The 25,599-nt window shown below is 54.8% G+C and carries 23 protein-coding genes; 15 read left to right on the top strand and 8 right to left on the bottom strand.

Features of this window, described 5'->3' with window-relative positions:
• Window positions 1–243: 243 nt before the first annotated feature.
• Window positions 244–711, top strand: coding sequence for a response regulator (locus G7064_RS11255; protein WP_240935453.1), 468 nt, complete (start codon window positions 244–246; stop codon window positions 709–711).
• Window positions 712–838: 127 nt separating this feature from the next.
• Here the strand turns inward: G7064_RS11255 and floA are convergent, their stop codons facing one another.
• Together floA and G7064_RS11245 are read right to left on the bottom strand one after the other, a co-directional pair.
• Entirely contained in the window at window positions 839–1,840 is a 1,002-nt protein-coding gene (floA, locus tag G7064_RS11250; RefSeq protein ID WP_133271257.1) for a flotillin-like protein FloA, read from the bottom strand.
• Window positions 1,841–1,924: 84 nt separating this feature from the next.
• Entirely contained in the window at window positions 1,925–2,389 is a 465-nt protein-coding gene (locus tag G7064_RS11245) for an NfeD family protein (protein ID WP_166073654.1), read from the bottom strand.
• Window positions 2,390–2,576: 187 nt separating this feature from the next.
• On the opposite strand from G7064_RS11245, the gene G7064_RS11240 reads away from it, so the two are divergent.
• A complete protein-coding gene (locus G7064_RS11240; RefSeq protein WP_240935452.1) occupies window positions 2,577–2,831 on the top strand; it encodes a hypothetical protein in 255 nt (84 codons plus the stop codon).
• 70 nt (window positions 2,832–2,901) lie between these two features.
• On the opposite strand, the gene proS is transcribed toward G7064_RS11240, so the two are convergent.
• A complete protein-coding gene (proS, locus tag G7064_RS11235) occupies window positions 2,902–4,377 on the bottom strand; it encodes a proline--tRNA ligase (protein ID WP_166073653.1) in 1,476 nt (491 codons plus the stop codon).
• 817 nt (window positions 4,378–5,194) lie between these two features.
• Here proS and G7064_RS11230 point away from each other — a divergent pair.
• Window positions 5,195–5,794, top strand: coding sequence for a hypothetical protein (locus G7064_RS11230; RefSeq protein WP_166073652.1), 600 nt, complete (start codon window positions 5,195–5,197; stop codon window positions 5,792–5,794).
• Window positions 5,795–5,861: 67 nt separating this feature from the next.
• The gene (locus G7064_RS11225; RefSeq protein ID WP_166073651.1) at window positions 5,862–7,415 is read left to right on the top strand and encodes an OmpP1/FadL family transporter; all 1,554 of its coding nucleotides are present in this window, start codon (window positions 5,862–5,864) and stop codon (window positions 7,413–7,415) included.
• A gap of 93 nt (window positions 7,416–7,508) precedes the next feature.
• Here G7064_RS11225 and G7064_RS11220 read toward each other — a convergent pair whose 3' ends face one another.
• On the bottom strand, window positions 7,509–8,465 hold the full coding sequence (locus G7064_RS11220; RefSeq protein ID WP_166073650.1) for a hypothetical protein: 957 nt from the start codon (window positions 8,463–8,465) through the stop codon (window positions 7,509–7,511).
• 184 nt (window positions 8,466–8,649) lie between these two features.
• Here G7064_RS11220 and G7064_RS11215 point away from each other — a divergent pair, with 184 nt between their 5' ends.
• Window positions 8,650–10,872, top strand: coding sequence for a S9 family peptidase (locus G7064_RS11215; RefSeq protein WP_166073649.1), 2,223 nt, complete (start codon window positions 8,650–8,652; stop codon window positions 10,870–10,872).
• Between the two features lie 84 nt (window positions 10,873–10,956).
• Window positions 10,957–12,447, top strand: a complete 1,491-nt coding sequence (locus tag G7064_RS11210) for an energy transducer TonB (RefSeq protein WP_205711110.1) — start codon at window positions 10,957–10,959, stop codon at window positions 12,445–12,447.
• Window positions 12,448–12,463: 16 nt separating this feature from the next.
• Here G7064_RS11210 and G7064_RS11205 read toward each other — a convergent pair whose 3' ends face one another.
• The 3 genes from G7064_RS11205 to G7064_RS11195 all read right to left on the bottom strand — a co-directional run bounded on the left by G7064_RS11205 (window position 12,464) and on the right by G7064_RS11195 (window position 15,906).
• Entirely contained in the window at window positions 12,464–13,465 is a 1,002-nt protein-coding gene (locus tag G7064_RS11205) for a glycosyltransferase family 2 protein (protein ID WP_166073648.1), read from the bottom strand.
• Window positions 13,466–13,603: 138 nt separating this feature from the next.
• A complete protein-coding gene (locus tag G7064_RS11200) occupies window positions 13,604–13,942 on the bottom strand; it encodes a hypothetical protein (protein ID WP_166073647.1) in 339 nt (112 codons plus the stop codon).
• Window positions 13,906–15,906, bottom strand: a complete 2,001-nt coding sequence (locus G7064_RS11195) for a hypothetical protein (RefSeq protein ID WP_166073646.1) — start codon at window positions 15,904–15,906, stop codon at window positions 13,906–13,908. Before G7064_RS11195 ends, G7064_RS11200 begins: the two co-directional genes overlap by 37 nt.
• 179 nt (window positions 15,907–16,085) lie before the next feature.
• Between G7064_RS11195 and G7064_RS11190 the strand changes: the two genes are divergently transcribed.
• From G7064_RS11190 to G7064_RS11180, 3 genes are all read left to right on the top strand, one after another.
• Entirely contained in the window at window positions 16,086–16,613 is a 528-nt protein-coding gene (locus tag G7064_RS11190) for a carbohydrate binding domain-containing protein (RefSeq protein ID WP_133271265.1), read from the top strand.
• A gap of 141 nt (window positions 16,614–16,754) precedes the next feature.
• Window positions 16,755–17,306 carry a hypothetical protein gene (locus tag G7064_RS11185; protein ID WP_166073644.1) on the top strand — a complete coding sequence of 184 codons (552 nt, stop codon included), beginning with the start codon at window positions 16,755–16,757 and terminating at the stop codon, window positions 17,304–17,306.
• 67 nt (window positions 17,307–17,373) lie between these two features.
• The gene (locus tag G7064_RS11180; RefSeq protein ID WP_166073643.1) at window positions 17,374–18,822 is read left to right on the top strand and encodes a hypothetical protein; all 1,449 of its coding nucleotides are present in this window, start codon (window positions 17,374–17,376) and stop codon (window positions 18,820–18,822) included.
• Window positions 18,823–18,844: 22 nt separating this feature from the next.
• Here G7064_RS11180 and G7064_RS11175 read toward each other — a convergent pair whose 3' ends face one another.
• On the bottom strand, window positions 18,845–19,564 hold the full coding sequence (locus G7064_RS11175; protein WP_166073642.1) for a glycosyltransferase family 2 protein: 720 nt from the start codon (window positions 19,562–19,564) through the stop codon (window positions 18,845–18,847).
• Between the two features lie 218 nt (window positions 19,565–19,782).
• Here G7064_RS11175 and G7064_RS11170 point away from each other — a divergent pair, with 218 nt between their 5' ends.
• The 6 genes from G7064_RS11170 to G7064_RS11145 all read left to right on the top strand — a co-directional run bounded on the left by G7064_RS11170 (window position 19,783) and on the right by G7064_RS11145 (window position 25,414).
• Window positions 19,783–20,538, top strand: coding sequence for an FkbM family methyltransferase (locus G7064_RS11170; protein WP_166073641.1), 756 nt, complete (start codon window positions 19,783–19,785; stop codon window positions 20,536–20,538).
• A gap of 85 nt (window positions 20,539–20,623) precedes the next feature.
• Entirely contained in the window at window positions 20,624–21,154 is a 531-nt protein-coding gene (locus tag G7064_RS11165; RefSeq protein ID WP_166073640.1) for a 3-hydroxyanthranilate 3,4-dioxygenase, read from the top strand.
• 53 nt (window positions 21,155–21,207) lie between these two features.
• The gene (kynU, locus tag G7064_RS11160; protein ID WP_166073639.1) at window positions 21,208–22,494 is read left to right on the top strand and encodes a kynureninase; all 1,287 of its coding nucleotides are present in this window, start codon (window positions 21,208–21,210) and stop codon (window positions 22,492–22,494) included.
• 78 nt (window positions 22,495–22,572) lie between these two features.
• A complete protein-coding gene (locus G7064_RS11155) occupies window positions 22,573–23,232 on the top strand; it encodes a hypothetical protein (RefSeq protein WP_166073638.1) in 660 nt (219 codons plus the stop codon).
• A 42-nt stretch (window positions 23,233–23,274) separates the two neighbouring features.
• Entirely contained in the window at window positions 23,275–23,883 is a 609-nt protein-coding gene (locus G7064_RS11150) for an alpha-ketoglutarate-dependent dioxygenase AlkB family protein (protein ID WP_166073637.1), read from the top strand.
• Window positions 23,884–24,007: 124 nt separating this feature from the next.
• Window positions 24,008–25,414: an FAD-dependent oxidoreductase gene (locus tag G7064_RS11145; RefSeq protein ID WP_166073636.1), complete on the top strand. Its 1,407-nt coding sequence runs from the start codon at window positions 24,008–24,010 to the stop codon at window positions 25,412–25,414.
• The last annotated feature ends 185 nt before the right edge of the window (window positions 25,415–25,599 follow it).

Genomic DNA, 25,599 nt, shown 5'->3' with positions numbered 1-25,599 from the left:
ACAAAAAAGCCCCCCAGACTGATTGCTGGGGGCTTTTTTGTGATTTAAGGCCTTCGTGACGGCTAACCAAGGAGTAAGGATGGGTGGCAGGTATAGAATATTACAAATGGGAAGAGTTGTGCCGACTATGTGCGCAGCTAAACCATCAGCTTGCTTTTATCGTCTAGTTAAAAGACTAGCCGTACTTCTAAGCATAAATGAACAGCCAGCGTACGACTTCCACAGGTACTGGTCTTGCATAATATGCAGGCCACACTCCTTCTTCCATTGAACGCCCCGACACTGCATCTGCCCGTGGATAAGATTTCCTGCACCCTCCTAGTAGACGACGACCGCATCAATAACTTTCTCAATCAAAGGCTATTGGAAGGACTTAATATGACGGATAAGTTGCTCACGGCCCTGAATGGGAAGGAGGCGCTGTCCTTGTTTGAAAAGGAGTGCCGCGAGTCTGCTTGTCCGGCGCTGATCTTGTTGGACGTAAACATGCCCGTCATGAACGGTTTCGAGTTTTTGGAGGCCTACGACCAGCTCCAGATAACGCCCAAAGAGCCCGTTATTATCATTATGCTCACCACTTCATTGCACCCGCGCGACGTAGAGCGTGTGCAGCAACTGGGCATTGCTGGCTTCTTGAATAAACCACTGACTAAAGAGAAAGTGAATGATATTCTGAAGGACCATTTTAACCGGGAACTGCCGCAGGAATGAGCCCAAACACGGGTTTGCCCAAGTATAGTAGCCCAATTGCACAGCAAAAAGCCCCCGAACGCAATGGTTCGGGGGCTTTTTGCTGTAAATGATAACCTGTAAATGCGCTGGCTTTTGCCTCTGCTAATCAGGTCTGGCGGGTCTCGTCGCGGCCGGGCTTGATGCTGCTACTTTGCCCCCCAGGATTCGCAATGGAGTCGCGCATGTCGGTGTCTGACTGAATGTTGCGCATTTTGTAGTAATCCATAATACCTAGGTTGCCACTGCGGAATGCTTCGGCCATAGCCTTCGGAATTTCGGCCTCGGCCTCCACCACGCGGGCTTTGGCTTCCTGCGTCTTGGCGCGGTTCTCCTGCTCCACGGCTACGGCCATAGCGCGACGCTCTTCGGCTTTGGCTTCAGCCACTTTCAGGTCGGCCGTGGCCTGGTCGATTTGCAGCTTGGCCCCAATGTTTTCGCCGATGTCGATGTCGGCAATATCAATGGACAGAATCTCGAAGGCGGTACCCGCGTCCAAGCCTTTGCTCAGCACCAGCTTCGATATCTTATCCGGATTTTCGAGCACTTCCTTATGGGAGCGCGACGAGCCGATACTGGTTACAATGCCCTCACCCACACGGGCCAATATGGTTTCTTCACCGGCGCCGCCCACTAGCTGCGTGATATTGGCGCGCACCGTGATGCGGGCCTTGGCAATGAGCTGAATCCCATCCTGCGCCACGGCTGCCACGTTAGGCGTGTTGATGACTTTGGGGTTTACAGAAGTCGTGACGGCCTCAAATACGTCGCGGCCGGCCAGGTCAATAGCAGTAGCTTGCTTAAAGGTGAGCGGAATATTGGCCTTGTCAGCGGAAATAAGGGCTTTGATAACGCTCGGAATATTACCGCCGGCCAAGTAGTGCGTTTCCAGATCATTCGCGGTTAGCTCCAGGCCTGCCTTGGTGCTCGTAATCAGAGAGTTGACGATAAGCGTGGGCGACACTTTACGCACCCGCATCAGCACTAGCTGAAATAGACTGACCCGCACCCCCGAGAAAATAGCCGTAATCCAGAGCCCGATGGGGAAAAAGTACAGGAAGACCAGCAGAGCTACGGCCGCGATGGCAAGCGGAATAAAGGGAAACTCCATTAAGTAGGGGTGTAGGCTTTAGTAGAGAGAAGAGAAAAGGCTATCGGGGGGCTTTTTGGGAGCCTACCAGCACTGCTTTAAGGGTTAAGCTTGTTCTACAATAATGCGATTCTGCTCGATGCGCAGAACGCGCACGGCGGTGCCCGCATCCAGAAACTCTCCCCGCGTGGCAGCTTCGCGGCGGTCCTCGCCAAACAGAACAGTACCGGCGGGCCGTAATGCCGATAGTGCCCGGCCGGTAGTACCGGGCTGCATATCGGGGCGGCGCACATCGCGTACGCGGCTATCATTTACGTCGGTGAGGGCAAACCTATGCAGATTTTTTGGTCGGAGACCTACGTATAACATCAACCCCGCCGCCACCACCGAAAACAGCAGCGCATAATGGCCGGCAGTGCTTCCCAAATCCCGATAGCCTAGCCATACGCCCACCACCAGCAACCCAAATCCAATTAGCCCAACCAAGGTAGTGCCCGGAATAAACAGCACTTCCACGACGAGAAAAAGCAGTCCGAAAAGCAGAAGTAAAATAACGGTAAGCCAGTCCATAGAACGGAAAGTAGGATGTGTTCTTAAATATACACAAAAACAACTGCCGCTGCCAGCCCTCACCCCGATCTTCCTGAACGCAGATTTTCTACCCTTTTTCTGCGGTGAAACGGCGAGAAAACATATTCAGTAGCTAAAATAGATAGAAGTGCACCTCTGATTTACCCGGTAAACACGTAGTTATAGCATGATGAAACAACGTGAAATAATGGACCAGTCGAATACAGCCTGGACTTGTGTGCAGGCCTACGCCGGCCTCGATAGTGAAACCGCCGAGCAGGCTATTAAACTGGCCGAAGCGGAAGACGGAACCGTGACCGTAGTCTGTACGCCCAGCGGCGGTGCCCAAACCGTGCGGCTAGAGTTGGATAAAGGGTGGTTAGACGATCTGTCGGACGAGGAATTAACGTCTGCTATCAGTTCGGCCGGTACGGGTAACTAGCTGAGTTAGGAAGCAAAAAAGCCCCCCGCTACTACTATCGGGGGCTTTTTTTTTGAGGGAAGACAATCTACTAATATGCTCGCGCAAAGTGAGCCCGCCGCGTGCTGGGCTTGCCCGTCACGATGCAGATACCATCCTCATCTGGCTCGGCCAGCGCCAGGCAGCGAATAGTGGCTTTCGTCTCGTCCTTAATGCGCTCCTCCGTTTCGGGAGTGCCATCGTAGTGCGCTACCACGAAGCCGCCGGGGCCATCGAGCACCTGCTTGAATTCCTCATAGCTCTCCACGCGGGTAGTGTGAGTTTCGCGGAAGGTAAGAGCGCGCTGGTAGATATTCTTTTGGATATCCTGAAGCAACTGATCAATGTTGTTCACGATGTCGGTGAGCGGCAGGTGTAGCTTCTCCTTGGTGTCGCGGCGAGCTACTTCCACCGTGCCGTTCTCCAAGTCGCGCATACCGATGGCCAGCCGCACGGGCACGCCTTTCAGCTCCCACTCAGCAAACTTAAAGCCTGGCCGCTCGGTGTCGCGGTCGTCGAGCTTTACGCTGATGCCGCGCTCCAGCAAACCCATTTGAATAGGCCGGATGCGCTCCTTCAACTCCTCAAGCTGGCCAGTTTTGTAGATGGGCACGATAACTACCTGAATAGGAGCCAGCTTGGGGGGCAAAATCAGTCCATCGTCGTCGGAGTGCGCCATAACCAACGCACCCATCAGGCGAGTACTCACGCCCCAGCTGGTTCCCCATACGTGCTCCAAACCACCTTCTTTGTTGGCAAACTGCACGTCGAAGGCTTTCGCAAAATTCTGCCCCAGGAAGTGGGAAGTGCCAGCCTGCAACGCTTTGCCATCCTGCATCAAACCCTCGATGCAGTAGGTTTCGAGCGCACCAGCGAAGCGCTCATTCTCGGTCTTCACACCTTTTACGACTGGCAGCGCCATCCATTCCTCCGCAAACTCGGCGTACACGTCCAGCATCTGGCGCGTTTCGGCTAGGGCTTCTTCGGCCGTAGCGTGGGCCGTGTGGCCTTCCTGCCACAAGAATTCGGCAGTGCGCAGAAACAAGCGCGTGCGCATTTCCCAGCGCACCACGTTGGCCCACTGATTAATGAGCAGAGGTAAGTCGCGGTAGCTCTGAATCCAATTTTTGTAGGTGCTCCAGATAATCGCCTCCGACGTGGGCCGCACAATCAGCTCTTCCTCCAGCTTGGCATTCGGATCGACGCGCAGCTTCCCCGGATTATCGGGGTCCGTCTGCAACCGATAATGCGTTACCACGGCGCATTCCTTGGCGAAGCCTTCCGCGTTTTTTTCTTCGGCTTCAAATAAACTTTTGGGTACAAACAGCGGAAAGTAGGCGTTTTCGTGGCCCGTGCGTTTGAACATATCGTCGAGCTGGCGCTGCATCTTTTCCCAGATGGCATAGCCATACGGCTTGATAACCATACAACCCCGTACAGCCGAGTTCTCGGCCAGGCCGGCGCGCTTCACTAACTCATTGTACCACAGCGAATAGTCTTCGCTCCGCTTCGGCAAACTTTTACTCATCTTTGGAGTATCTTTAAATAAGCAAATCCGTTCGTACTCTGGTACAACATTTGACACTACAAAAGGGCACCGTTTCGGGGCAAATTACGTTATTAAAACCCAAGCAGTCCGCTACATTAGCGGAGAAGAGCGTGGGTCCTGTTAGGTTACCCGTATTCTCTACTTTCTTGGTTCACACTTTCGCGCCAGCAGACATGAAAAATTTCCTCCCAGCCTTATTGCCCACTTTGGCCCTACTTACGCTCGGGGCTGCGTTGGCACGTCGGCGCTCACCTCTACGGAGAGCGACGGTGTTTACTATACGTCTAAGGATAAGACAACTCTTGTAGCCTCGGCTACCCCCGCTTCATATGAGGACGGCAGCTACGAAGCTACTACCGATGAGGCGGCCAATCCTGACTACAACGAGGATGCTGCATCATCTAACGCGCGTAGTGGCTCATCCGAATATTATGATGAAGACTACGGTTATTCGACGCGCATTCGTCGCTTTCATCAGCCATACCGCGGTACTGGCCTCGGCTACTACGATCTGGCCTATACCGACCCTTTCTGGTATGGCTCTAATGCCTATTATGGTGCTTATTCGCCCTACGGCGGCCTCTACGATCCTTTCTACAATCCCTACGCTTTTGGAGGTGGCTCCTTCATTAACATTGGTTTAGGCTTCGGCAATCCTTGGTCGCGCCTATGGCGCTATGGCTACGGTGGCGGTTATGGTCTCGGCTATTACGATGGTTTCAACAATGGCTATTACAGCCGTCTGGGTGGCTACGGCTATGGTGGCTTAGGCTACGGCGGTCTGGGCTATGGCAACGTGTATAACCGCAACTACACTGATAACCGTCGGAACGTAAATGTGGCCCCGCGCCGCGACCGCAGCAGCCAAGCTTACACCCTCGACCGTCCGTCCAACAATGGTCCGGTAATGTCTACCCGCAGCCGCGGTGGTAATGTGGTTGATGGCTCTGGTGCTACTGCCGCTCCTGCACCTACGACCGCTGGTCGGGGCCGTGGGCGTGTCCTGAACGCAGCAGGTGCAGATTCGCCGCAGCCTACTGCCCAGCCTTCGCAGCCTGGCGTGGTTACTGAATCAGGCGCTGGTGCCAGCCAGCCGCGGCGGTGGCGCACGGTAGATCCAGCTACCAGCACTGGTACTGCTTCCCCCGATCAGCCTGCTCGTGCCTTCCCCTCACGTCGGGAGATGCGCAACGCACCTAGCCAGCAGGTATCACGTCCACAGCGCTCGGAGTCTTCAACATCGGAGCGGACGACCCGGACGTATTCACAGCCCTCGCGCTCTGAGTCATATTCGCAGCCTTCGCGTTCGGAGTCGTACTCACAGCCTTCGCCTTCGTCGAGCCCCAGCAATAGCGGTGGTAGCGACAGCGGCGGCAGTCGTGGACGTATTCGTTAAGCCAACGGCGTAAGCTCAATAATAATCTGCGCACGTTCGTTTTAGGCGAACTGTCTATTTCTCCTTCATGAAAAACCTGAAATACTGGCTTGGTTTGACCCTTATGGGTTGGGCCAGCCACGCCTTTGCCCAAAGCGAAACGGATGCGCTACGATATTCGCAGTTGCAATTTGGGGGCACATCCCGGACACTAGGCATCGGGGGAGCCAACGTAGCGGTGGGCGCTGACCTCGGAAACCTCGTGAGCAACCCAGCTGGTCTGGGGCTTTTCCAGCAGTCGGAAATAAGCTTTACGCCTGGCCTGAACATTGGCAATACCACTACCTCGGGCATCGGGGCCCAGCTATCAGATTCGCGCAACGGCTTGCAGATAGGAAGTCTGGGGGCTGTTTTTGTAAACCGTCGCCCCGACGATGATAATACGTCGGACTGGCGGGCCGGAGCTTTTGCTGTGGGCCTGAACCGCATCAATGATTTTAACACGAGCTTTCGCTATTCAGGCACGGTCCAGGATAACCAATCATTCTTTCAGCGCCTTCGCGAGCCGCGACTATTAAATGGCTCTCTGCCTCAAACGCTGGATGATATTATAAACCAAGATAATACGGGCAACTATCTGGATCTGGAAGGCTTGGCCTACGGGGCTTATCTGACCAATATTCAGGATAATGGTCCCGGCACGGCGGAGCAGGTAGTGACGGTGCCGCGCAGTGGCCCCATCACGCAGCAGGAAACGGTGGTAAATGAGGGCTCGCAGACGCAGTTTGATTTCGGGTATGGCGCCAGTTACCGGGATAAGATTTACATCGGCGGGGCTATTGGCATCGTGAGTACACGCTTCATCCAAACCCGTGAGTTCAGTGAGTTCGGAACTGACCCAGGTAGCGGGGTGAGCCTAACGTTGCGCGATAACCTCGAAACGCGGGGCAATGGCTTCAATGCGCGGCTGGGGGGCATTTATCGGCCCAACGACCAGGTGCGGGTGGGACTTTCCGTCCAGACGCCTACGTTCATGCAACTCGATGATACCTATAGCACCTCCCTCACGACGCAGTTCACGCCGCCCGTTGAGTTTGTTAATGAGAACGGGCAGGTTATCGACCGGATTTCTGATGGGTCGGCATCTACTAGTGGCGAGTTTAGCTACCGCCTGACAACGCCTTTCCGGGCATCTGGAGGCGTGGCAGTATTGGTTGGCAAGTATGGTTTTTTGAGCGGTGATTTGGAATATGTAAACTACCCCAGCGCCCGGCTGAGAGACGATTCAGATACCGGACTCTCTGGCTCTTTTAGCTCGCAAAACGACGCCATTACGGCGCTCTACCGCTCCACCGTAAATGTGCGGATTGGTGGGGAAGCCCGCTATAATGCTTTCCGCTTCCGGCTGGGATACGCCCGCTACGGCAGCCCGTATGAAGGCAGCGGCCAGGATGGTTCTCAGAACTATTTCACTGGTGGCCTCGGCATTCGCCAGAATCGGTTTTTCCTTGACTTAGCGGGTGTTTACAATGCTGGTAATCAATACTATCGGGCTTACACGCTGAATTCTGGCAACGAGCCTGTGATTACCGTAGATGCGAACCGCTTCACTACTTCTATAACCGCTGGTATTACTTTCTAGGTAGCCGTAGTTACCGCGAAAAAAGGCTGCTTCCTTGCAAGGAAGCAGCCTTTTTTCTTTACGAGCCAACGATTTTTGCCCCCCAGTTCCTGTCTAAGGCTGCTTGGTGACGCGCACGCGCAAATCGACGGTAGGGCGGTCGGAGGTTGGTAGCTTTTCCACCAGTAGTAGTCCAGTTTGCCCCCCAGTCGTCTGGAAGGCATATACTTGGTTGAGGGCCAGGGCCCCAGTGCGCGTGATCGTTGTGTTCTGAGGATTTGCGAAAGCTGTGGTAATGGCCTGGGGGTTGATAGCGCCGGCAAAGCCGGTAGCAAGCAGCGGGGTTTGCTTGAGCACTGTCAGGTTTCTGGTCGGCCACGCCCTGATACCTAAGATTGGATTCGTGGTGAACAGCGGATCGGAGGGAGTTACGAGAATAGGCGCGTTGCCAAAGGAAGGAAAGTACAGTACATCAATGCGTTGCTGAATAATAGGATTGGTGCGAACGGCGGTATTGGGAAATAGTAAGCCGGCGTCCAGATCCAGAAAGCTCAGCGTACGTTGGGTCGTGGGTGCTTGCAGGCGGGCAATGTATTCGTGGTAGGGTACAGTCAGCGAGTCGGTTTTGCGGGTGGTAAGCTCGAAACGACGGCTGGCTTTGTTCCCATCCGCATCGGTCACCTCGAAGCGCCAGATTTCGCGGCCCGAAGTGGTGCGAGTGCCAAAGGTGAATTGGTAGGCCAGCTTGCGAACCGTAAGTAGGGAGTCCAGATATACCACGCTATCCTTAGGGGCGTTGTCTGGGTCGTAGGGGCTAGGGTAGATGAAGGGGCTCGACTGAGGCTCATATTTCACCGTGATAACTAGGCGCTGGAGCAGCGGCCCATTAGCCGAGTCGCGGTTGTCGGCAAAGATGCGGGTGGAAAGAGTGTCGCCGGGAGCCGTTACGAGGCGGTTATTGCTCACAAAGCGACTGGTACCAACAAAGTCAATTCGTGGGCCGGAGCCGGGGTCAGGAGTGCAGGCTGCCAGCAAGCTCAGCAGCGACAGAAGAAACAAAGACAGACGCATAGACAACAAAGGTCGGGGATGGAAGGCGAATGCTAACGCCTCCATCGCAGATGCTAGTACGCAGCAGGTGAGGCAGTGGCAGCTACTTTAATCCAAATTGCCCCCAGGGTCCAAATCTTGCGACCTCTTTGATTTATTGAATACCTTTAACCCACATAATTCCGCCGTCATTTTATTTCACTCTATGAAGTTTCGCTCTTTCGGGCTGGCCTTGTTGCTCACTACGGCTAGTCCTGCTTTAGTACCCCAAATTGCCCCCCAGGCTTTTGCCCAGCAAAAACAAGCCATTACCCTCGAAGATATTTGGTCGAAGCCCACGTTCCGGGCCCGCTCCGTACCGGGCTTCAACTGGATGCGCGACGGCCGCTACTACTCCGCTCTCGATGGCGGCAACCTAGTACAGTCGGATGTGACGACCGGCAAACCCGTCAGCACCCTTGTAGCCGCTCAAGATTTGCGCGTAACTGGCAGCAACGAACCATTAGCCGTGGATGGCTACAGCTTCAATGCCGACGAGCAGAAAATTCTATTCTGGACCGCTGAAGAGCCTATTTATCGTCGTAGCTCTAAGGCGAATTACTTCGTGTTTGATCGGGCTACGAAGAAATTAGCCCCCCTAAGTGCTGGCGGCAAGCAAAGCTACGCCACCTTCTCGCCCGACGGCAAGCGCGTCGCCTTTGCCCGCGACAACAACCTATTTGTGGTCGATTTGGCCACGATGCAGGAGAAAGCGGTGACCACCGACGGCGTGGTAAACAAGATCATTAATGGCTCGGCTGATTGGGTGTACGAAGAAGAGTTTTCGTTCGCTCAAGGCTTTTTCTGGTCGCCGGACAGCCGCCACTTGGCTTTTTACACCTTCGACGAAAGTCAGGTACCCGAATATAATATGCAGGAGTGGGGTGCGCTATATCCCAAAGACTACCGCTACAAGTACCCCAAAGCCGGTGAGAAGAACTCGGTAGTAAGCGTGTCGGTGCACGATGTAGCCGCCGCTCGCACCACCAAAATGGACGTGGGCAGCGTAGCCGATCAGTACATCCCGCGGGTGCTTTGGACCAAAACGCCCAATCTGCTCAGTATTCAGCGCATGAACCGCTTGCAGAATAAGCTGGAGCTATTACACGCCGATGCCGCTACTGGCAAAACCCAGGTGGTGCTTACTGATACGGACCCAGCTTACGTGGACATTGCCGACGACCTGCGCTACCTGAACGATGGGAAACAGTTCATTTTCAGTAGTGAGAAAGACGGTTACCGCCACTTGTACCTGTACGATATGAAGGGCAAGTTGGTGCGTCAGTTAACCAAAGGCAACTGGGAAATTGGCGCTATTGAGGGCCTCGACGAGAAAAGCGGGCAGGTGTATTTTACTAGCACCGAAGCCTCACCCTTGCAGCGCCACCTCTACCGCGTGAGCTTGAAAGGCAAAGGCAAAAGTCGCCTAGGAGAAGCTGGTACTGGCACTGATGTCGTGAATATTAGCCCTGATACCCGCTATTACCTCAACTATCACTCTGCCGCCGGCGAGCCTACAACTGTAAGCTTGCGCAACGGTCAAGATGGCAAGCTGGTGAAAGTGCTGGAAGACAACGCCGCCCTGCGCCAAACCTTGAGCCAGTATAACCTCGGCAAGGTGGAGTTCTTCGACTTCAAAACCACGGAAGGCACCACGCTCAACGGCTGGATGATCAAGCCCGCCAACTTCGACCCAAGCAAGAAATATCCCGTGCTGATGCACGTTTACGGTGGTCCTGGCTCCCAAACCGTGCTCGATAATACGGGCGGTGGTGTGGCCCTGACCAACTACCTCTGGCACCAGATGCTAGCCCAGAATGGCTACATCGTAGTCTCGGTGGATGGCCGCGGAACAGGCGCTCGGGGGGCAAAATTCAAGAAAAGCACCTACGCCAACCTCGGCAAACTCGAAACCATCGACCAGGGCGAGGGCGCCAAATATTTGGGCACGCTGCCCTACGTGGATAAAGCTCGCATCGGTATCTGGGGTTGGAGCTTTGGCGGTTACATGACCGCCCTGGCCATGACCAAGGAAGCTGATCTATTTAAAGCGGGTATTTCGGTGGCCCCTGTTACCAACTGGCGCTACTACGACACCGTGTACACCGAGCGTTTTCTGAAGACACCCCAGGAAAACCCCGGTGGCTACGACGACAACTCACCCGTGCAGTTTGCGGAGCAGTTAAAGGGTAAGTACCTGCTCGTGCACGGCACCGGCGACGACAATGTGCATTTCCAGAACTCAGTGGCCTGGACTGATGCACTCGTGAAAGCCAATAAAGACTACCAGACGCTGTATTACCCCAACCGCAACCACGGTATTTCGGGCGGCAACACGCGCCTGCACCTCTACCGCCAGATGACCGATTTTATCCTGAAAAATCTGTAATAGGTTGTCTGGGGTGCTTTTTTTGCAAGATGAGCTAGTCATTCATTTTGCGCCTTTCTCGTTGTTTATAAGCTGCTCTTTCCAATGTTCCGCATACCAAAAATCCTCGGCTTAGCTGGCTTTCTATTAATAGCAAGTGGGTGTCAGCGCGATAAGCCGGCAACTACCGAAGCATCAGAACCAGCGCTGGCGCAAGCCGAGGATTTTTTGGATACCATTCCGGCAGCTACCCCACTGGATACTACGTCTGGAACATGGCACCGCCTGGCTAGGCGTACCAACCCGAATGCGCCGCTCTTAAGCCGGCGGAGCTTGCGCGGGGCCGTAAAATTGCCCCCCGGCGTGCCGCCCCCGCCCGAGGCAGAGCTACATGATATCACGCTGAAAGCCAGCGAGTACTTTCGCATTGACCCTACGCAAGCTAGCGAAGTAATTGGGCGGGAAGGTACTATTGTGCGAATTCCAGCCGGCTCCTTAGTGACGGAGAAGCAAGCTCCGGCCCGCGGTCCCGTGTGGGTAGAGCTGAAGGAGTGTTACTCCATGGCTGATATTCTGCTCTCTAACCTGTCCACCGTTTCCGACAACAACGACCTGCTCGAAACAGGCGGTATTGTACTGGTACAGGCCTCAGCTCAAGGGCGGCCGCTGCGCGTGGCCGAAGGACAAACAATCCAGATTGATATGCCCGCGCCGCGCCGCCAGTCGGGCATGCGCCTTTCCTTTGGACGGGGCGACCGGCGTAAGCACTTGCGCTGGGTAGCGCTTACTCCAGATTCGGAGCCTGTAGAAGAAAAATTCTATACCGAACCTGAGAAAATGCCCGCATACGGCAAAGGTCCAGCGGATATCAATAAGCTGATCCGGTACCCCAAGCAAGCGATTGCTAAGCAAACGCAAGGGTTAGTTTTTGCATCCTTCGTGGTCGATGAAGCCGGTCGGGTAGTGAACCCCAAGATTGTGCGGGGCATCGGCGACGGCTGCGATGAGGAGTTGTTGCGGGTGCTACGTCAGACTTCGGGCAGCTGGAAACCAGGTTTGCAAGCTGGTAAAGCCGTGAAAGTAAAAATGGTGCTGCCCGTGCGCTTTGCTTTCCACGCGGGGTTGGCCTCGTCTCTGGATAGCGCGGCCACAACCGAAATTACTTCCGACTCTACACAGGAGTTGACAACAGAAGAAATGCCCCCCGCTGAGCCCAGCTTCAAAGCAGAGCCCACCGACCGCTACTTGTTCAGCAGCGCCCAACTGGGCTGGCTCAACTGCGACCGAGTGTGGCATGCTACCGGTAACCCCGCCACCGACCTGATGGCCACTGCCGATACCGACCCAGGTACCAGCGTGTACCTCGTATTTAAGGAAGCTAAAACCCTAGTAACTGGCCAGCCAGAAGAAGGGGGTTATGCTTTCCGAAACGTGCCGGCCAACAAGCGCGCCGTTCTCATTGGCATTCGCTATCAAAACGATGTGCCATTCGTGGCCCTTCAGGAAACCACGACCGGTCGCCACGCCACCGAAACCCTAGCTTTCCGCGAAACGACCTTGGATGAGCTAGAGCGAATGCTGGCGAAGCTCAAGTAGCCCTGCGCTTTACTAGCTACTTGCTGATGGTGTACGGCTGCTGATAGCTGCCAGCGGCATGCACGGGCCCCGGCGTTGGGTTTTGAGATTGGGCCGTTGGAATATTGGTATCAGAAATAATGTAGAGCGGCCGGTGCCGGACGTTGGCGCCAATGCGCGAAATGTATTCGCCGATAATACCAATAGCAATTAGCTGAACGCCCCCCAGAAACAAGATGCTCACCATCAGCGAAGTCCAGCCGGGTAAGTAGTCATTGTAGAAAAATCGCGTCCAGAATGCGTAGAGCATCACAAGGAAGGCGATTCCCGACACGAAGAATCCGCTCACAGTAGCCACTTTCAATGGTACTTCAGAGTATGCCGTTAGGCAGTCGATGGCCAGGCGCAGCATCATGCGGTAGGTCCAGGCAGTTTGCCCCCCAGCGCGCTCAGCCCGGTCAAATTCGATTGCCGTTTGCCGGTAGCCTATCCACGAAATCTGTCCCCGCAGAAAGCGGTTGTGCTCTGGCATCTGCCGTAGCGCGTCTACTACTTTGTAAGAGATAATGCGGAAGTCGCCGGTATCCAACGGAATCGAGATATTGGTGAGCTTGGCCATCGTCCGGTAAAACAACTTGGACGTGATGCGCTTAAAAATGCTTTCGCCCGCTCGGCGGCGGCGCTTGGCATACACCACTTCGTAGCCTTCCTGCATTTTGCGGTGCAGCTCTGGAATCAGCTCCGGCGGGTCCTGCAAATCGGCATCGATAATAACGGCAGCCCGACCGGAAGAAAGATTCAGGCCGGCGGCTACCGCGTTTTGCTGACCAAAGTTGCGGCTGAAGTCGATGTAGCGCACTCGCTTATCCTGCTCTGCCAACTCCCTGATCAGCAGCAGCGACCGATCGCGCGAGCCATCGTTTACAAAAATGAGTTCCGTTTGTCCACTCATTGAGTCAATAACACTCCGCAGGCGCTTATACAGGGCCGGAATGTTTGCCTCTTCGTTGTAAATCGGAATGACAATAGAGAGATCCATAAGCAAGTGAACAGGGAACGAGGCGCTTACGCTGATGAGGGAGTTAGGCGGGGCGAAGGTTAAGGGAAGAGTAGTAGCTCAACGAGTTGACAAAACTACTACAACTTCTGGTCAGGCTGGAAACGCTTGTTACGGCGCTCAAGGTTCTAGCGAATAGCCGTTTAGTATCAGGCGGCCTCGCTCATCAACCCAGTATACATCCGTGTCGAGGGGGCGAATCAGGAAGTCATCAACCAGCAGCTCGCTGTTGTCATACAATACTTCCAAGCGGTCTACGCCTGGCTGCACTCGTATCGGAACGGCCACGCGCACCCAGTCGCCATCTATTTCGGTGCTATGCCGCGCATCGGCTACTTGGTGGTCAACGAGAGCGCCATTGGCGTACTGCTTTACCTGCATATTGCCATAGCCCTCGGGCATTTTGCCATTCATCCACACGCTCACTTCATAGCGGCCCGTGTCGGCTGGGGCTGGCACGGGTCCATCGTATAAGATAGAAAACTTCCAGTCGGGCTCATAAAAGCCCCCGCGCCAAGCCTGCCCCGCCGCTCCGGGCTGTTATCATACGACTGCAACAGTACCCCCTTGGAAGTAGTGGCGCGCAGACCGCCCGGCCGCACTGGCAGCGTGGGTAGTAGAACGGCCGCTTTCGCTCGCTCCTGAGCCCGGGTAGTAGCGGCCAAAGCAGCCAGGGGTAACTCATAGAGCTTCACATCTGCCGACGCGACGAGGGGACGGGCCAAGCTTACTATGCGTTGCTCAGCCGGCGATAAAATGCCGGGCGCTACCAGCAGCAAAATAGGCTTATCGGAAGGAAACTGCTTTAGTAGAGGCTTACTTAGTAGCGGGCTGCTGAGCAGCTGCACGTGCCGCAATACTTGGTCTACGGAAGGGCGCGAGACGTAGCTTGAGAGCTGAGGCAAGCCCGTAGCGATAGACATGCGGTGGGTTTCGGCGATGGACGCTTCGGAGCCGGGTAAGGCAATTTTGTCGCTGCCGTTATTGAAATAAGGAAGCGGTAGAATTGCCTGAAAATCGCTGGGCTTCTTACCGGCCCAACTTAAGTAGTTAACCAATAGGTTGTTGTCCCGATCCATGAAAGCGCGGGCTCCAGCGCCCAGTGCTACTTCACGCGCTTTGGTCGAGACGTTTATCCACGCTTCGCTGGCCCAGATGATCAGGAGGAGCGGTAGCCACGGCAACGCCAGCAGCGACACGCCATGCTGGCGCTGATAGCGCCAGAGACGGTACAGATAGTAGGCGGCGTAGGCGGTGAAAACGTAATAAAAAGGCCAGGCAAAGCGCCCCAACGCTCGCAACTGCTTGATCGGGCCCAGGTACTTTACGAAATCGGAGAACCAGGGAAAGATGAAAGGCACGCCAAACGAGAACAGCAGCAACAGGCCGCCTGCCCATAAGCTGGTATACAACGGCGTAGGCATGGCCCGGCGAAGGTGGAGCTTGTGGCCTCGGCGCTTCCACACATGCCGTATCACCCGGAAGGCCGACACCAGGGCGATGCCAGTAGCCACCAGTCCCACGTACGACATGGCCTCGAAGCTAATATCGCCGGCGGGCAGGAGCGCGGCCCATAGTTCACGCAGGGGCGAAAGAGCTGGAGTAAATACCCCGCTCGGCGTGGCCATGTAGACCAGAAAGCCATATGGGTTTGGCGGCCGGTCGGTGGTCGGATCAGTCAGCCATAGCCAGCCCCGAAACAGCAGTAAGGGCAGTAGGGCTGCCAAGGTCATGCGCCAAAGCATGGCCATGGGACGCGGGCGTTGGAAGAAGAGGACTAGCACATGCCCCAGCAGAAAAAAGCAGCCGCAGGCTAGAAAATACACCATCACCAGCCCCATAAGCAGGCTGCTAACGACAAAAACAACGTACCAGCGGAGTTTGGTTGGCGCTTCCTGCATGCGCAGAATGCAGTACCACAATATCGGTACGAAACAGGGATAGCTCAGCGACATATGCCCCCCGAGGCGCTGTATCTGAGGCGATAAAAACCCGATGAGCAAAGCCATCAGGCCGGCGTACACAACTGGCATGCGCAAACGCCGCAGGATAGCATACATCACTAAGGGCGTTACCCAGACAGCCAGCAAGGCTAGCAGATTGGTGATGGCAACCGTATGCTCCGCCGCGGGGATGCCCAAGCGCTGTAGAAGGTTGATGCCTACCGCTATCAGCGGCTGCAAATTGGGGTAGGTAAAATTTTCCCCAAACGGGTAATTCATCCCACTGAAGTGGTGGCCAGTATCATAGAAGGCGTAGTACGCGGTAGCATAGTAGCTTTGCAGACCGTCGCCGGCGGGCAGGAAAAAATAGTCGTTTGGGTCAGCCAGTACAAAAGAGAAAAGCGCAACCAGCAGCACGGTGGTAGCTAGTCCAACCCCAGCCATTCCCAGCCAGTGCGCGTTTCGACGAGGTATAATCATACGTAAAAGCAGTGCGCTATCAGTAGTTCAGACAAGCTGCCCCGGTAAGTGATAAAGCGAATGAAGACCAGCATGCGGGGGGCAAAACTACGCTATTGCGGCCATAGCCGCCCGCAGTAGTTGTAGTGCTTCCGGCTATATTTGCCGCCGATTACATCTGCTCTCACTATTCCCTTTTTATGCGCCATTTGGCTATTGGGCTCGCCCTAGTACTGCTGACAACGGCTTGTTCGCAGAACGGCAGCGAGAAAAATCCGGCCGGAGCGGCTGGCCGAGTATTGGTTAGCACAAGCTTTGAAGAACTGGAGGGCTGGATACCCGAGAACCCGTCGTTGACCCAAGAAAAGGCCCATACCGGACGGTATTCTGTCAAAATAGATCCCGGCACGGAGTTCAGCCTCACCTATATCAACCAACTGTATCGGCTTTCACCCAAGCGCTTCGACAAAGTGCGCCTGACGGCTTGGGGCCAACTTACGGCCCCGGGCTCAGCGGCCGTCGTCTTTCAGATCACGCACGCCGACCAGACAACTGCTTTTTACGAGAAGATTGACATTACCGAAGTCAACAGTTGGGGCCGGATAGATAAGGTACTGACGATGCCACCAGTGCTAGACCCAGCAGATCAGGTGAAAATCTATCTGTGGCGTGCCACGGCCACGGCTCCCGCTTACCTGGATGATCTCACGCTGAGCGTGGAGCCCTAAAAAAGCCCCCCAGCCAATAGGGAGTTGCTATTCCGTAAAGCTATTTGGCTTGGTTCATCGGCTGCTTTGATTAAAACAACTAGAAACCCTCTGTTCGCAAGCTAGTGTGAAAATTAGCTTGGAGAGTAATATAAACCTTAAATGCGCCCTATCACTGCCTTAGTATCGCTGCTGCTACCCGCCACGCTTTTGTTCGGCTGCACCGGTAGCAGTTCAAGCCAAGGTGCCTCGGCCAACGACAAAACGTTGGTAAGCACTGATTTTGACGAGTTTCGGGGCTGGGTTAGCAACGCCGACAGCTCGTTGAGCAACCGGCAGGCGTATAGTGGCCGCTATTCCCTAACCATCGGGGCGGGCCGCGAGTACGGTATGACCTTCAAATACCCACTGGGCGAGCTGAGCGCCACCAAGCCGCGTACCCTGAATGTGCAGGCGTGGGTACGAACTGAGGAAACGACTACGCCCGCCCAACTCGTGGTGGAGGTTCTCAAGCCTGGCACCAATGAGCGCGTCTTCTGGAAAGGGATACACTTATTTGGCGGTAGCAAACCCGGCAAATGGACCAAGTTGAACACCGACCTCGTGATGCCGGATAACATCGCTTTTGACCATATTCTGGGAGTATACATGTGGGGCAATGGCGCACAGAAACCGGTGTATCTGGATGATTTGCAAATCACTAGCGCCGATTAAACCCTTCGTGTACCTGTAGTCGCAGATTAGGATAGGCTGACGACATTAAATTATCAGTCGGTAAAATATGCTGCGAGATATACACCACATGCTGCGCGCCCATTTAGCAAGCCGTTACAGTGCGTGGACATGGTTTTGTATCACATTCCTGATTTTCTTAACTCATCTCCTAACCTCACGCTACCATGATTTTTATTATGATTCGTCGGGTTATTGGTTTTTAGCCAACACTTTCGATCAGAAGGGCGCCAGCCGATTTTCTTTTTATAATTTTAATAGCGCACTGCGCGGATATTTGCTGCCGCTGCTCCATTATCCGGCGGCAGTAATAGTGCGTGAGTGGTTTCCGGATGCCGTATCGGAAGCAGCCAAAATTATGGGTGCTTTGTGGGCCGGAGCTGTGTTTGGAGTAGCTGCCCCGGCATTATGGGAAAAAGCATCAGGCAAAGTTGTGAACAACTTGCGCCGGTTATTATTTGTCGGGGTGGGCTTCGTGTTGTGGCGGGATTATTTCAACTTTCCTCTATCTGATTTTCCAAGCGTACTGGCGGTGGTGCTGGCGTTGCTGGTTGCACACCGCGCCCGCAACTATTGGTCGGCGCTGGCGGCGGGAGCATTGGTAGCGGCGGCCGTGTACATTAGACCGCTAAGCTTATTGGTAACGCCTTTTGTACTAGTGCTGCTCCTTCTCGGGCCAAGTGCACAGACCGACACAGCAGGAAGTAATGTTTCGTGGCTGAAACAGGCCGCGCGTTTAGGATTATTTGCACTGGCCTTTTTGCTGTTAGCTATTCCTCAGTATTTAATAAATGTGAATAATTATCAATCGCCTAACCTGTTGATTTTAGGATTGGGGGATGGTGATTTCAGAGTAAACGACGTCGATAATGTTTATTTATTTAAAATAAACGAGGGACTGGACAAGCAGCGCTACGAAACGAATATCGGCACGGATTATCCCATTCCGCAGGCTACTTTTCTGGATCCGGCGGGCCGGGCACTGCTGGAGCGCAATGGTAATCCGTTGTTCGATTCTTACTTTAAATACTTTGTGTTTGTCGTAAGCCACCCGGCGGATATGACGGCGCTATATACCCGGCATTTTTTCAATGGCTTGGACGTGCTCTACCCGGGACCCTACGTGAGTAGGATATACGGTTCTACGCTCTCCCTTTCGCTCGTAAATTATACCGTCCTGTTCGCCGCTTTCCTGGTGATTTTGCTTCGCGTCCAGCAGTTGCGTCTAAGGCATTGGCTAATGGTGGGGGGCTTATTTATCACCTGCCTGGCCTCTATGCCGCTGATGATTGAAACCAGGTATTTCCTGCCCTTAGATTTGCTGCTTTACGCCGTCGCCTGTTTCGGTTGGCCTGCTGAATGGCGCTGGACGACGGTGCCCAAACACCATATTGTCTCGGTGGTTTTAGCTTATTGCTTTTTCGTGGCAATCTGCCTGACCTTGTCGAGCAATACGCAGGCTTCCTTATCCTTAAAGCCTAAAACGCTACAGCGGTAGCCAATTTTGCCCCCCAAGGCTACTAGCCTAGACCGTACCGCAGAATGCACCATAGTGCCCACAGCCCGTCGCGCCAATTGATTTTTTTGCCCTCGGCGTAGGTTCGGCCGTAGTAGCTGATGCCTACCTCGTAGATGCGAATACCGGGAACACGCGCCATTTTGGCGGTCACCTCGGGCTCGAAGCCAAAGCGCTTTTCTCGCAGCACGAGCCCCTGAAGAATGTCGCGCCGGAAGAGCTTGTAGCCGGTTTCCATGTCTGTCAGGTTCAGGTCGGTGAACATGTTGGAGAGGAAGGTGAGGACCGCATTGCCGATGCTATGCCAGAAGAACAGCACCCGATGCGGTTTGCCCCCCACGAAGCGGGAGCCATACACTACATCGGCAAAGCCGCGCACTACCGGTTTGAGTAGAGCGTTATAGTCGGCGGGGTCGTATTCGAGGTCGGCGTCCTGAATGATGATGTAGTCGCCGGTGGCTGCCTGAATGCCGGTATGCAGCGCGGCGCCTTTGCCTTGGTTGGTGAAATGCTGAAGAAGACGCAGCCCCAAGGCGGGGTGCCGGACTGCGTACGTGGTAATGAGGCTGACTGAGGAATCGGTGGAGCAGTCATCAATCAGAATGATTTCCTTCTGAATATTCCCGGCTAATTCTACCTCGCGCAACTGGTCGAGCACCTGTGTGATGGTGCGGTCCTCGTTGTAAACGGGAATGAGAATAGTGAGCGTTTGGAACTTGATCAAAGCAGGGAAGCTAACACAACGGCCCCACGAAAGTAGAAGGTTATGGCCGGAGTACGGGTTTGCCGGCCGCGCGACTTAATAAATTCAATAACGTATTAGGGCTATGTCGGAGCTGTAGCCTTCTCGCTTCACCCAAACCCAAGAGGTAAGGCCACGCATGACATAGTTGCTTACTTTTGCCCCCTATTACTTACCTACGATAGTTTCAGAACCCTTTCATGAAGGAGTTGGCCAAAAAGATTTTAAAACGTATTCCTATTGCTTTTACTAAAAACCAGCAATACGACCGCGACACGGAGCGGGTGCTGCGGGCGGTATGCCACCCGAGGGCAAACTGCGTGGATGTGGGCTGTCACAAGGGCGAAGTGCTGGAGCTTATGCTTAAATATGCCCCCCAGGGCCAACATTATGGCTTTGAGCCGATACCGGATTTATACGAAAAGCTGACGGCCCATTTTGCAGATTACGCCAACTGTCACTTCTACCAGTTGGGCCTTAGCAACGTAACCGGCGAAACGTCCTTCAACTACGTGCTCACCAATCCGGCTTATAGCGGCTTCGTAAAGCGTAAGTATGATAAGGCCGACGAAGTAGACACGCTAATTACTGTACGCAAGCAGCCGCTTGACCAAATTTTGCCCCCCGGCACGCGCATCGATCTGATAAAGATTGACGTGGAAGGGGCGGAGCTGGAGGTGTTGCAGGGCGCGGTAAAAACCATTCAGCAGAGCCGGCCCGTTATCATTTTTGAGCACGGCCTAGGCGCTTCCGATTACTACGGTACACGGCCCGAGCACATATATGAGTTACTCACGGGCGCGGCCAACTTGCAGGTGTCTACGATGGCGCGGTGGCTGGCCGGACAGCCCGCCTTTACCCATGCCGAGTTTGTGGAGCAGTTCGAAAAGTCGCTGAATTATTATTTCATGGCTTATCCGTTGGAGAAGGCCCAACTAGGGCAGTCGGCGCAGTAGCGTGGCTGCGCACCCGTTGCTTACGTAAACCAGTAATTATTCCTTACCAGATACCTCGCTCCACCTTCACCAAGCACCAACCTTTATGGCCCTCGCTCGTCCCTTCAACTTTCAGCAGTGGATTGATGAACACCGCCACCTGTTGAAGCCACCCGTTGGCAATCAGCAGGTATTCACGGATAATAAAGATTTTATCGTGATGGTGGTGGGCGGCCCCAATGCCCGCAAAGACTACCACTATGACGAAGGTGAAGAGCTTTTTTTGCAACTGGAAGGCGATATTGTGCTCAAAGTAATTGAGGACGGTAAGCCAGTGGATATTCCGGTGCGGGCCGGCGAGATGTTTCTGCTGCCGGGCGGCGTACCCCACTCGCCCCGGCGCCCGGCTGGTTCCATAGGGCTGGTGCTGGAACGCTACCGCACCGCCGGCGAGCTGGATGGGTTCCTGTGGTATTGCGAGAACTGCGGCACCAAGCTGCACGAAGAATACGCCGAAATAACGGACATCGTACAACAATTGCCCCCCATCATGAACCGGTTTTGGGAATCGGAGGAACTACGCACCTGCCGCAGCTGCGGAACGGTGATGGAGAAGCCTGCGCCAGTACCCGCCTAGCGGGGGCTAATTGGTGTGAGTAAGCCAATCCATTGTGGCTATCTTTGCTTCCGATGACCACTTTCCAAGCCACCCCCGAGTTCGCCGCCACCCTCGACGCCCAAGATCCGCTCCGCCGCTTCCGTGAGCAGTTTCATATTCCGCCCGCGCCCGATGGGGGCGAGAGCATCTATTTCTGCGGTAATTCGCTGGGTTTGCAGCCGCGCACCGTGCGGGCCGCCATTGAGGAGGAGCTGGAATCGTGGGAACGGCAGGCTGTAGAAGGCCATTTTCGTGGTAAATCGCCGTGGATGCCCTACCACGAAACCTTGGCCGACTCAACGGCCCGCCTAGTAGGTGCTAAGCCGTTGGAGGTCATTGTGATGAACAACCTGACCACCAATCTCCACTTACTGCTTATTTCCTTTTACCGCCCCACGGCCACGCGCTACAAAGTGCTGATGGAAGGGGGCGCATTTCCCTCCGACCAGTATGCGGTGGAATCGCAGGTGAAGCTGCATGGCTATGCGCCCGATGATGCCATTGTGGAACTGGTACCCCGACCTGGTGAGCGCACCCTGCGCACCGAGGATATTGAAGCTAAAATCCGGGAAGTAGGCGAGGAGCTGGCCCTAGTGCTGTTGGGGGGCATTAATTACTATACCGGCCAGGCTTTCGACATGCAAGCCATTACCAAAGCTGGTCACGCCGTGGGCGCCACCGTTGGCTTCGATTTGGCGCATGCAGCGGGCAATTTAGTGATGCACCTGCACGACTGGGATGTCGACTTTGCCTGCTGGTGTTCTTATAAGTATCTCAACTCGGGCCCCGGTGGCGTGAGCGGAGCATTTGTGCACGAGCGCTTCGCCAATCGGCCCGATCTGCCGCGCCTCGCGGGCTGGTGGGGCCACGATGCTTCCGAGCGCTTCCAAATGAAAAAAGGGTTCAAGCCCATGGCTGGAGCCGCAGGTTGGCAACTGGCGAATGGGCAGATTATCGCTTTGGCTATGCACCGCGCCGCCCTGAACATCGTGGATGAGGCCGGTGGCATCGCGGAGCTCCGGCGCAAGAGTGAGCAGCTTACGGCTTACCTGGAATTCGTGCTGCGTAGCCTGAATTTGCCCTCCAGCATCCTTGAAATCATTACCCCCTCCGAGCCGCAGGCCCGTGGGTGCCAGCTTTCCCTGCTGGTGCACAAAGACGGCCGCGGCCTCTTCGACTACTTATCGGCGGCTGGCGTGATTGGCGATTGGCGCGAGCCAAACGTGATTCGGCTGGCTCCGGTGCCGCTGTACAACACCTTTGGGGAAGTGCAGCGCGTGGGTGAGCTGCTCAGCAAATGGGCAGAACGGGTACGTTAGCTGTTCGTTTTGGAGTGAATTTACGTAGAGGAATTTGTAGCTGTCCTTTCGTCAGCCTCCTTGCCCTTCATTACTAAGATGACCGAAGATTACGTGGCCAAAATGGGCCGCAAAACCCTCGCTGAACTTCACCAGTATGTGAGCGGCCGCAGCCAGTACCGCGAAGATGCCGTGCTAGCCGCGCTCGACGAGCTGGCCCGGCGCGGTGAGCCCCACCCCGACGACCCCCAACTGCGCCCCGAGCTGGAAGCTGAAGTGCAAAAACAGGTGGCGCAAGTAGCCGAAGATCAGCAGCGGGCCATAGATGCTACTGCCGCAGAAGAGGCTGCTGAAGCAGGCCCAACACTTTACTCGCCCAGCACTATTACTTTGTTTTCGGTAGTATTCTCGATGCTGGCTGGCGGAGCTTTGTTGGCGCTTAATTTCCGCGCTCTTAAGCGGACCGGCGCTACAGTGCGGTTGGTTTTGTTTATAGTCGCTTACTTAGTTATCGGGGGGCTAATTCTGAATTGGGTGGTGCAGCGCTATGGTTTGAATCCCTGGTTTGGTGCCTTCTTCGATCTGCCGGCTATTGTGGTGTATATCTTCTGGTTTTGGCCGCGCTACGTGGGCGCTACGCCATACCAGAGTCGCAGTTGGCTTTTGCCATTTATCATTTGCGCAGCCATAAAAATTGGCCTTACTCTGTGGGCAGCTAGTTTTCTGACTAAGTTTATCGGTACGCTGCCGGGCCGATAATTCATTGTGAGGCATCTCAATCAACGTCATAGATAATCGGCTGTGTCGCTCACGTTATTGCCTCTGCCCGATGCCGAAGTGCTGCTCGATCCGCACTTTTTGCCCCCCATAGAGGCAGAGGCTCTTTTTCAGGAGTTGCTCAATACCATTCCGTGGCGGCACGAACCCATTAAGCTGTTTGGCAAAGAGGTAATGCAGCCCCGCCTGACCTCCTGGCACGGCGACCCTGCCGCTCGCTACCGCTACTCGGGGCTTATTCTGGAGCCGCAGCCCTGGACGCCCGCCTTGCAGCGTTTGCGGAAGCAGGTAAGCGAGGCCACAGGTGCCGATTTTAACAGCGTGCTGCTCAACCTTTACCGTACCGGTCAGGATAGTATGGGCTGGCACGCCGACAATGAGCCAGAGCTAGGGCCCCATCCTGTTATTGCCTCCGTGAGCTTGGGTGCAACCCGGCGCTTTCGGCTCCGACCCGGCCCTGGTACCCCGCCGTATGCGCCTTTGGGGCTGGATTTGCCCCCCGGTAGCCTGTTGGTAATGCGCGGTCCCACTCAACAACGCTGGCAACATGCCCTCCCCAAAACGACCCGCCCGATAGAAGCACGCTTGAATCTAACTTTTAGGCGTATTGTTGAGGTCAAAACTCAACTGTAGAAGTCAGATAATTGCCCCCCAGCCACCGTCTGGGCGTATTCATTTGGCCACCGGGCCAAATAGGCCGTAAACGAGTACTTTTGCCGCCCGTCGCTTTCCTCGCCGGCTTTCAGCTTCTTTGCTTATGGGTACGCCTTCTTCCGCCGCCGTGGCTGCTGCCACCGATCTGTCTCCTTGCACCATTATGGGGGCAGGGCTAGTAGGGTCGCTGCTGGCGCTCTATTTGGCCCGGCGCGGCCACCAAGTGGATGTGTATGAGCGCCGCGCTGATCCGCGCCTAAGTGGAGCCGTGGAAGGTCGGTCCATCAATCTGGCGTTGTCGGATAGAGGCTGGCGGGCTCTCGAGGGTGTCGGCATCAGCGAGCAGGTGCGCGAAGTGGCCATTCCTATGTACCGGCGCGTGATGCACGACCAGCAGGGCCGCCTCACCTATCAACCCTATGGCCGCGAAAACCAAGCTATTTACTCCGTATCGCGTGGGGGGCTAAATCGCACGCTGCTTAACCTCACAGAGGCCGACCCGCGCATTCGCATGCACTTTAATGAGCACTGCCAACACGTTGATTTGCGGGCGCGGCGGCTGGAAATGCATAACACGCTCACCGACCAGGAGCAGACGCTACCGTTTCGTCGCCTGTTTGGGGCCGATGGCGCTTACTCGGCAGTGCGGGGAGCCATGCAGAAAACCGACCGCTACGAGTTCTCGCAGAGCTATTTAGAGTACGGCTACAAAGAATTAACCATTGAAGCTGGTCCCAACGGCGAGTGGCAACTGGAGAAAAATGCCCTTCATATCTGGCCACGGGGGCAATACATGATGATTGCTTTGCCAAATCTCGATGGGTCATTCAATTGCACCCTATTTTTCCCCTACGAAGGCCAGGAGTCTTTTACTACCCTGGAAACAACGGAGCAGGTGCAAGCCTTTTTCGAGGAGAAGTTTCCGGATGCGGTACCGTTTATGCCGGATTTAGCGGAGGAGTTCATTCAAAACCCAACCGGCTCCCTAATTACAGTTAAGTGTTTTCCGTGGACGCACAAGGATGAAATAGTACTGCTTGGCGACGCCTCGCATGCTATTGTGCCCTTCTACGGGCAAGGCATGAATGCGGGCTTTGAGGATTGCAGCGTGCTGGATGCTTTGCTTAACCAGTATGGGGAGGACTGGAACATGGTGTTCAGCGAGTTTCAGCGCCAGCGCAAGCCCAACGCCGACGCGATGGCTGACCTGGCTATCTACAACTTTGAGGAAATGCGCGACCGCGTAGCCGACCCGCGCTTTCTGCTTCAAAAGAAGATCGAAAGTAAGATCTCGGCTCAGTACCCCGATCAATGGCTGCCGCTTTATTCGCAGGTCACGTTTTCGGATACGCCCTACGCCGATGCCTGGGCCAATGGCCAGCGACAGGAAAGTATTATGCAGCGCCTCATGCCGCATATCCAAACCGAAGCAGACTATGATTTGCCCGCCGTGCAGGAAATGGTGCGCCAGGAAATGGAAAAAAATGATGCCCTTTCGAGCTTAAAGTAGTGCCCCTTCATTCAAAAAAGCCCCCGCAACCACTGGATATAGCAAAGGAGCAAAAGCTCGGAATTATTCTAAAACAAGAGCCCCTGCTTTTCGCTTTGTTGGATGTGTAATGGCTTGACACTTACCTGCGTACTCAAATTACTGTGCCGATATTTTTCAATCAGTTTCATGGATGATTGGATTAT

Origin of the sequence: Hymenobacter sp. HDW8 (assembly GCF_011305775.1) — a bacterium.
In the GTDB taxonomy this organism is placed as follows: domain Bacteria; phylum Bacteroidota; class Bacteroidia; order Cytophagales; family Hymenobacteraceae; genus Hymenobacter; species Hymenobacter radiodurans.
Note: the sequence above shows the minus strand (reverse complement) of the source record. Positions and strands in the feature narration are given on the sequence as shown.

Excerpts from the sequence above, each read along its gene's own strand:
- G7064_RS11255 (WP_240935453.1), top strand. The coding sequence starts at position 244 with ATGCAGGCCACACTCCTTCTTCCATTGAACGCCCCGACACTGCATCTG.
- floA (WP_133271257.1), bottom strand. The coding sequence starts at position 1,840 with ATGGAGTTTCCCTTTATTCCGCTTGCCATCGCGGCCGTAGCTCTGCTG.
- G7064_RS11245 (WP_166073654.1), bottom strand. The coding sequence starts at position 2,389 with ATGGACTGGCTTACCGTTATTTTACTTCTGCTTTTCGGACTGCTTTTT.
- G7064_RS11240 (WP_240935452.1), top strand. The coding sequence starts at position 2,577 with ATGATGAAACAACGTGAAATAATGGACCAGTCGAATACAGCCTGGACT.
- proS (WP_166073653.1), bottom strand. The coding sequence starts at position 4,377 with ATGAGTAAAAGTTTGCCGAAGCGGAGCGAAGACTATTCGCTGTGGTAC.
- G7064_RS11225 (WP_166073651.1), top strand. The coding sequence starts at position 5,862 with ATGAAAAACCTGAAATACTGGCTTGGTTTGACCCTTATGGGTTGGGCC.
- G7064_RS11220 (WP_166073650.1), bottom strand. The coding sequence starts at position 8,465 with ATGCGTCTGTCTTTGTTTCTTCTGTCGCTGCTGAGCTTGCTGGCAGCC.
- G7064_RS11215 (WP_166073649.1), top strand. The coding sequence starts at position 8,650 with ATGAAGTTTCGCTCTTTCGGGCTGGCCTTGTTGCTCACTACGGCTAGT.
- G7064_RS11210 (WP_205711110.1), top strand. The coding sequence starts at position 10,957 with ATGTTCCGCATACCAAAAATCCTCGGCTTAGCTGGCTTTCTATTAATA.
- G7064_RS11205 (WP_166073648.1), bottom strand. The coding sequence starts at position 13,465 with ATGGATCTCTCTATTGTCATTCCGATTTACAACGAAGAGGCAAACATT.
- G7064_RS11195 (WP_166073646.1), bottom strand. The coding sequence starts at position 15,906 with ATGATTATACCTCGTCGAAACGCGCACTGGCTGGGAATGGCTGGGGTT.
- G7064_RS11190 (WP_133271265.1), top strand. The coding sequence starts at position 16,086 with ATGCGCCATTTGGCTATTGGGCTCGCCCTAGTACTGCTGACAACGGCT.
- G7064_RS11185 (WP_166073644.1), top strand. The coding sequence starts at position 16,755 with ATGCGCCCTATCACTGCCTTAGTATCGCTGCTGCTACCCGCCACGCTT.
- G7064_RS11180 (WP_166073643.1), top strand. The coding sequence starts at position 17,374 with ATGCTGCGAGATATACACCACATGCTGCGCGCCCATTTAGCAAGCCGT.
- G7064_RS11170 (WP_166073641.1), top strand. The coding sequence starts at position 19,783 with ATGAAGGAGTTGGCCAAAAAGATTTTAAAACGTATTCCTATTGCTTTT.
- G7064_RS11165 (WP_166073640.1), top strand. The coding sequence starts at position 20,624 with ATGGCCCTCGCTCGTCCCTTCAACTTTCAGCAGTGGATTGATGAACAC.
- kynU (WP_166073639.1), top strand. The coding sequence starts at position 21,208 with ATGACCACTTTCCAAGCCACCCCCGAGTTCGCCGCCACCCTCGACGCC.
- G7064_RS11155 (WP_166073638.1), top strand. The coding sequence starts at position 22,573 with ATGACCGAAGATTACGTGGCCAAAATGGGCCGCAAAACCCTCGCTGAA.
- G7064_RS11145 (WP_166073636.1), top strand. The coding sequence starts at position 24,008 with ATGGGTACGCCTTCTTCCGCCGCCGTGGCTGCTGCCACCGATCTGTCT.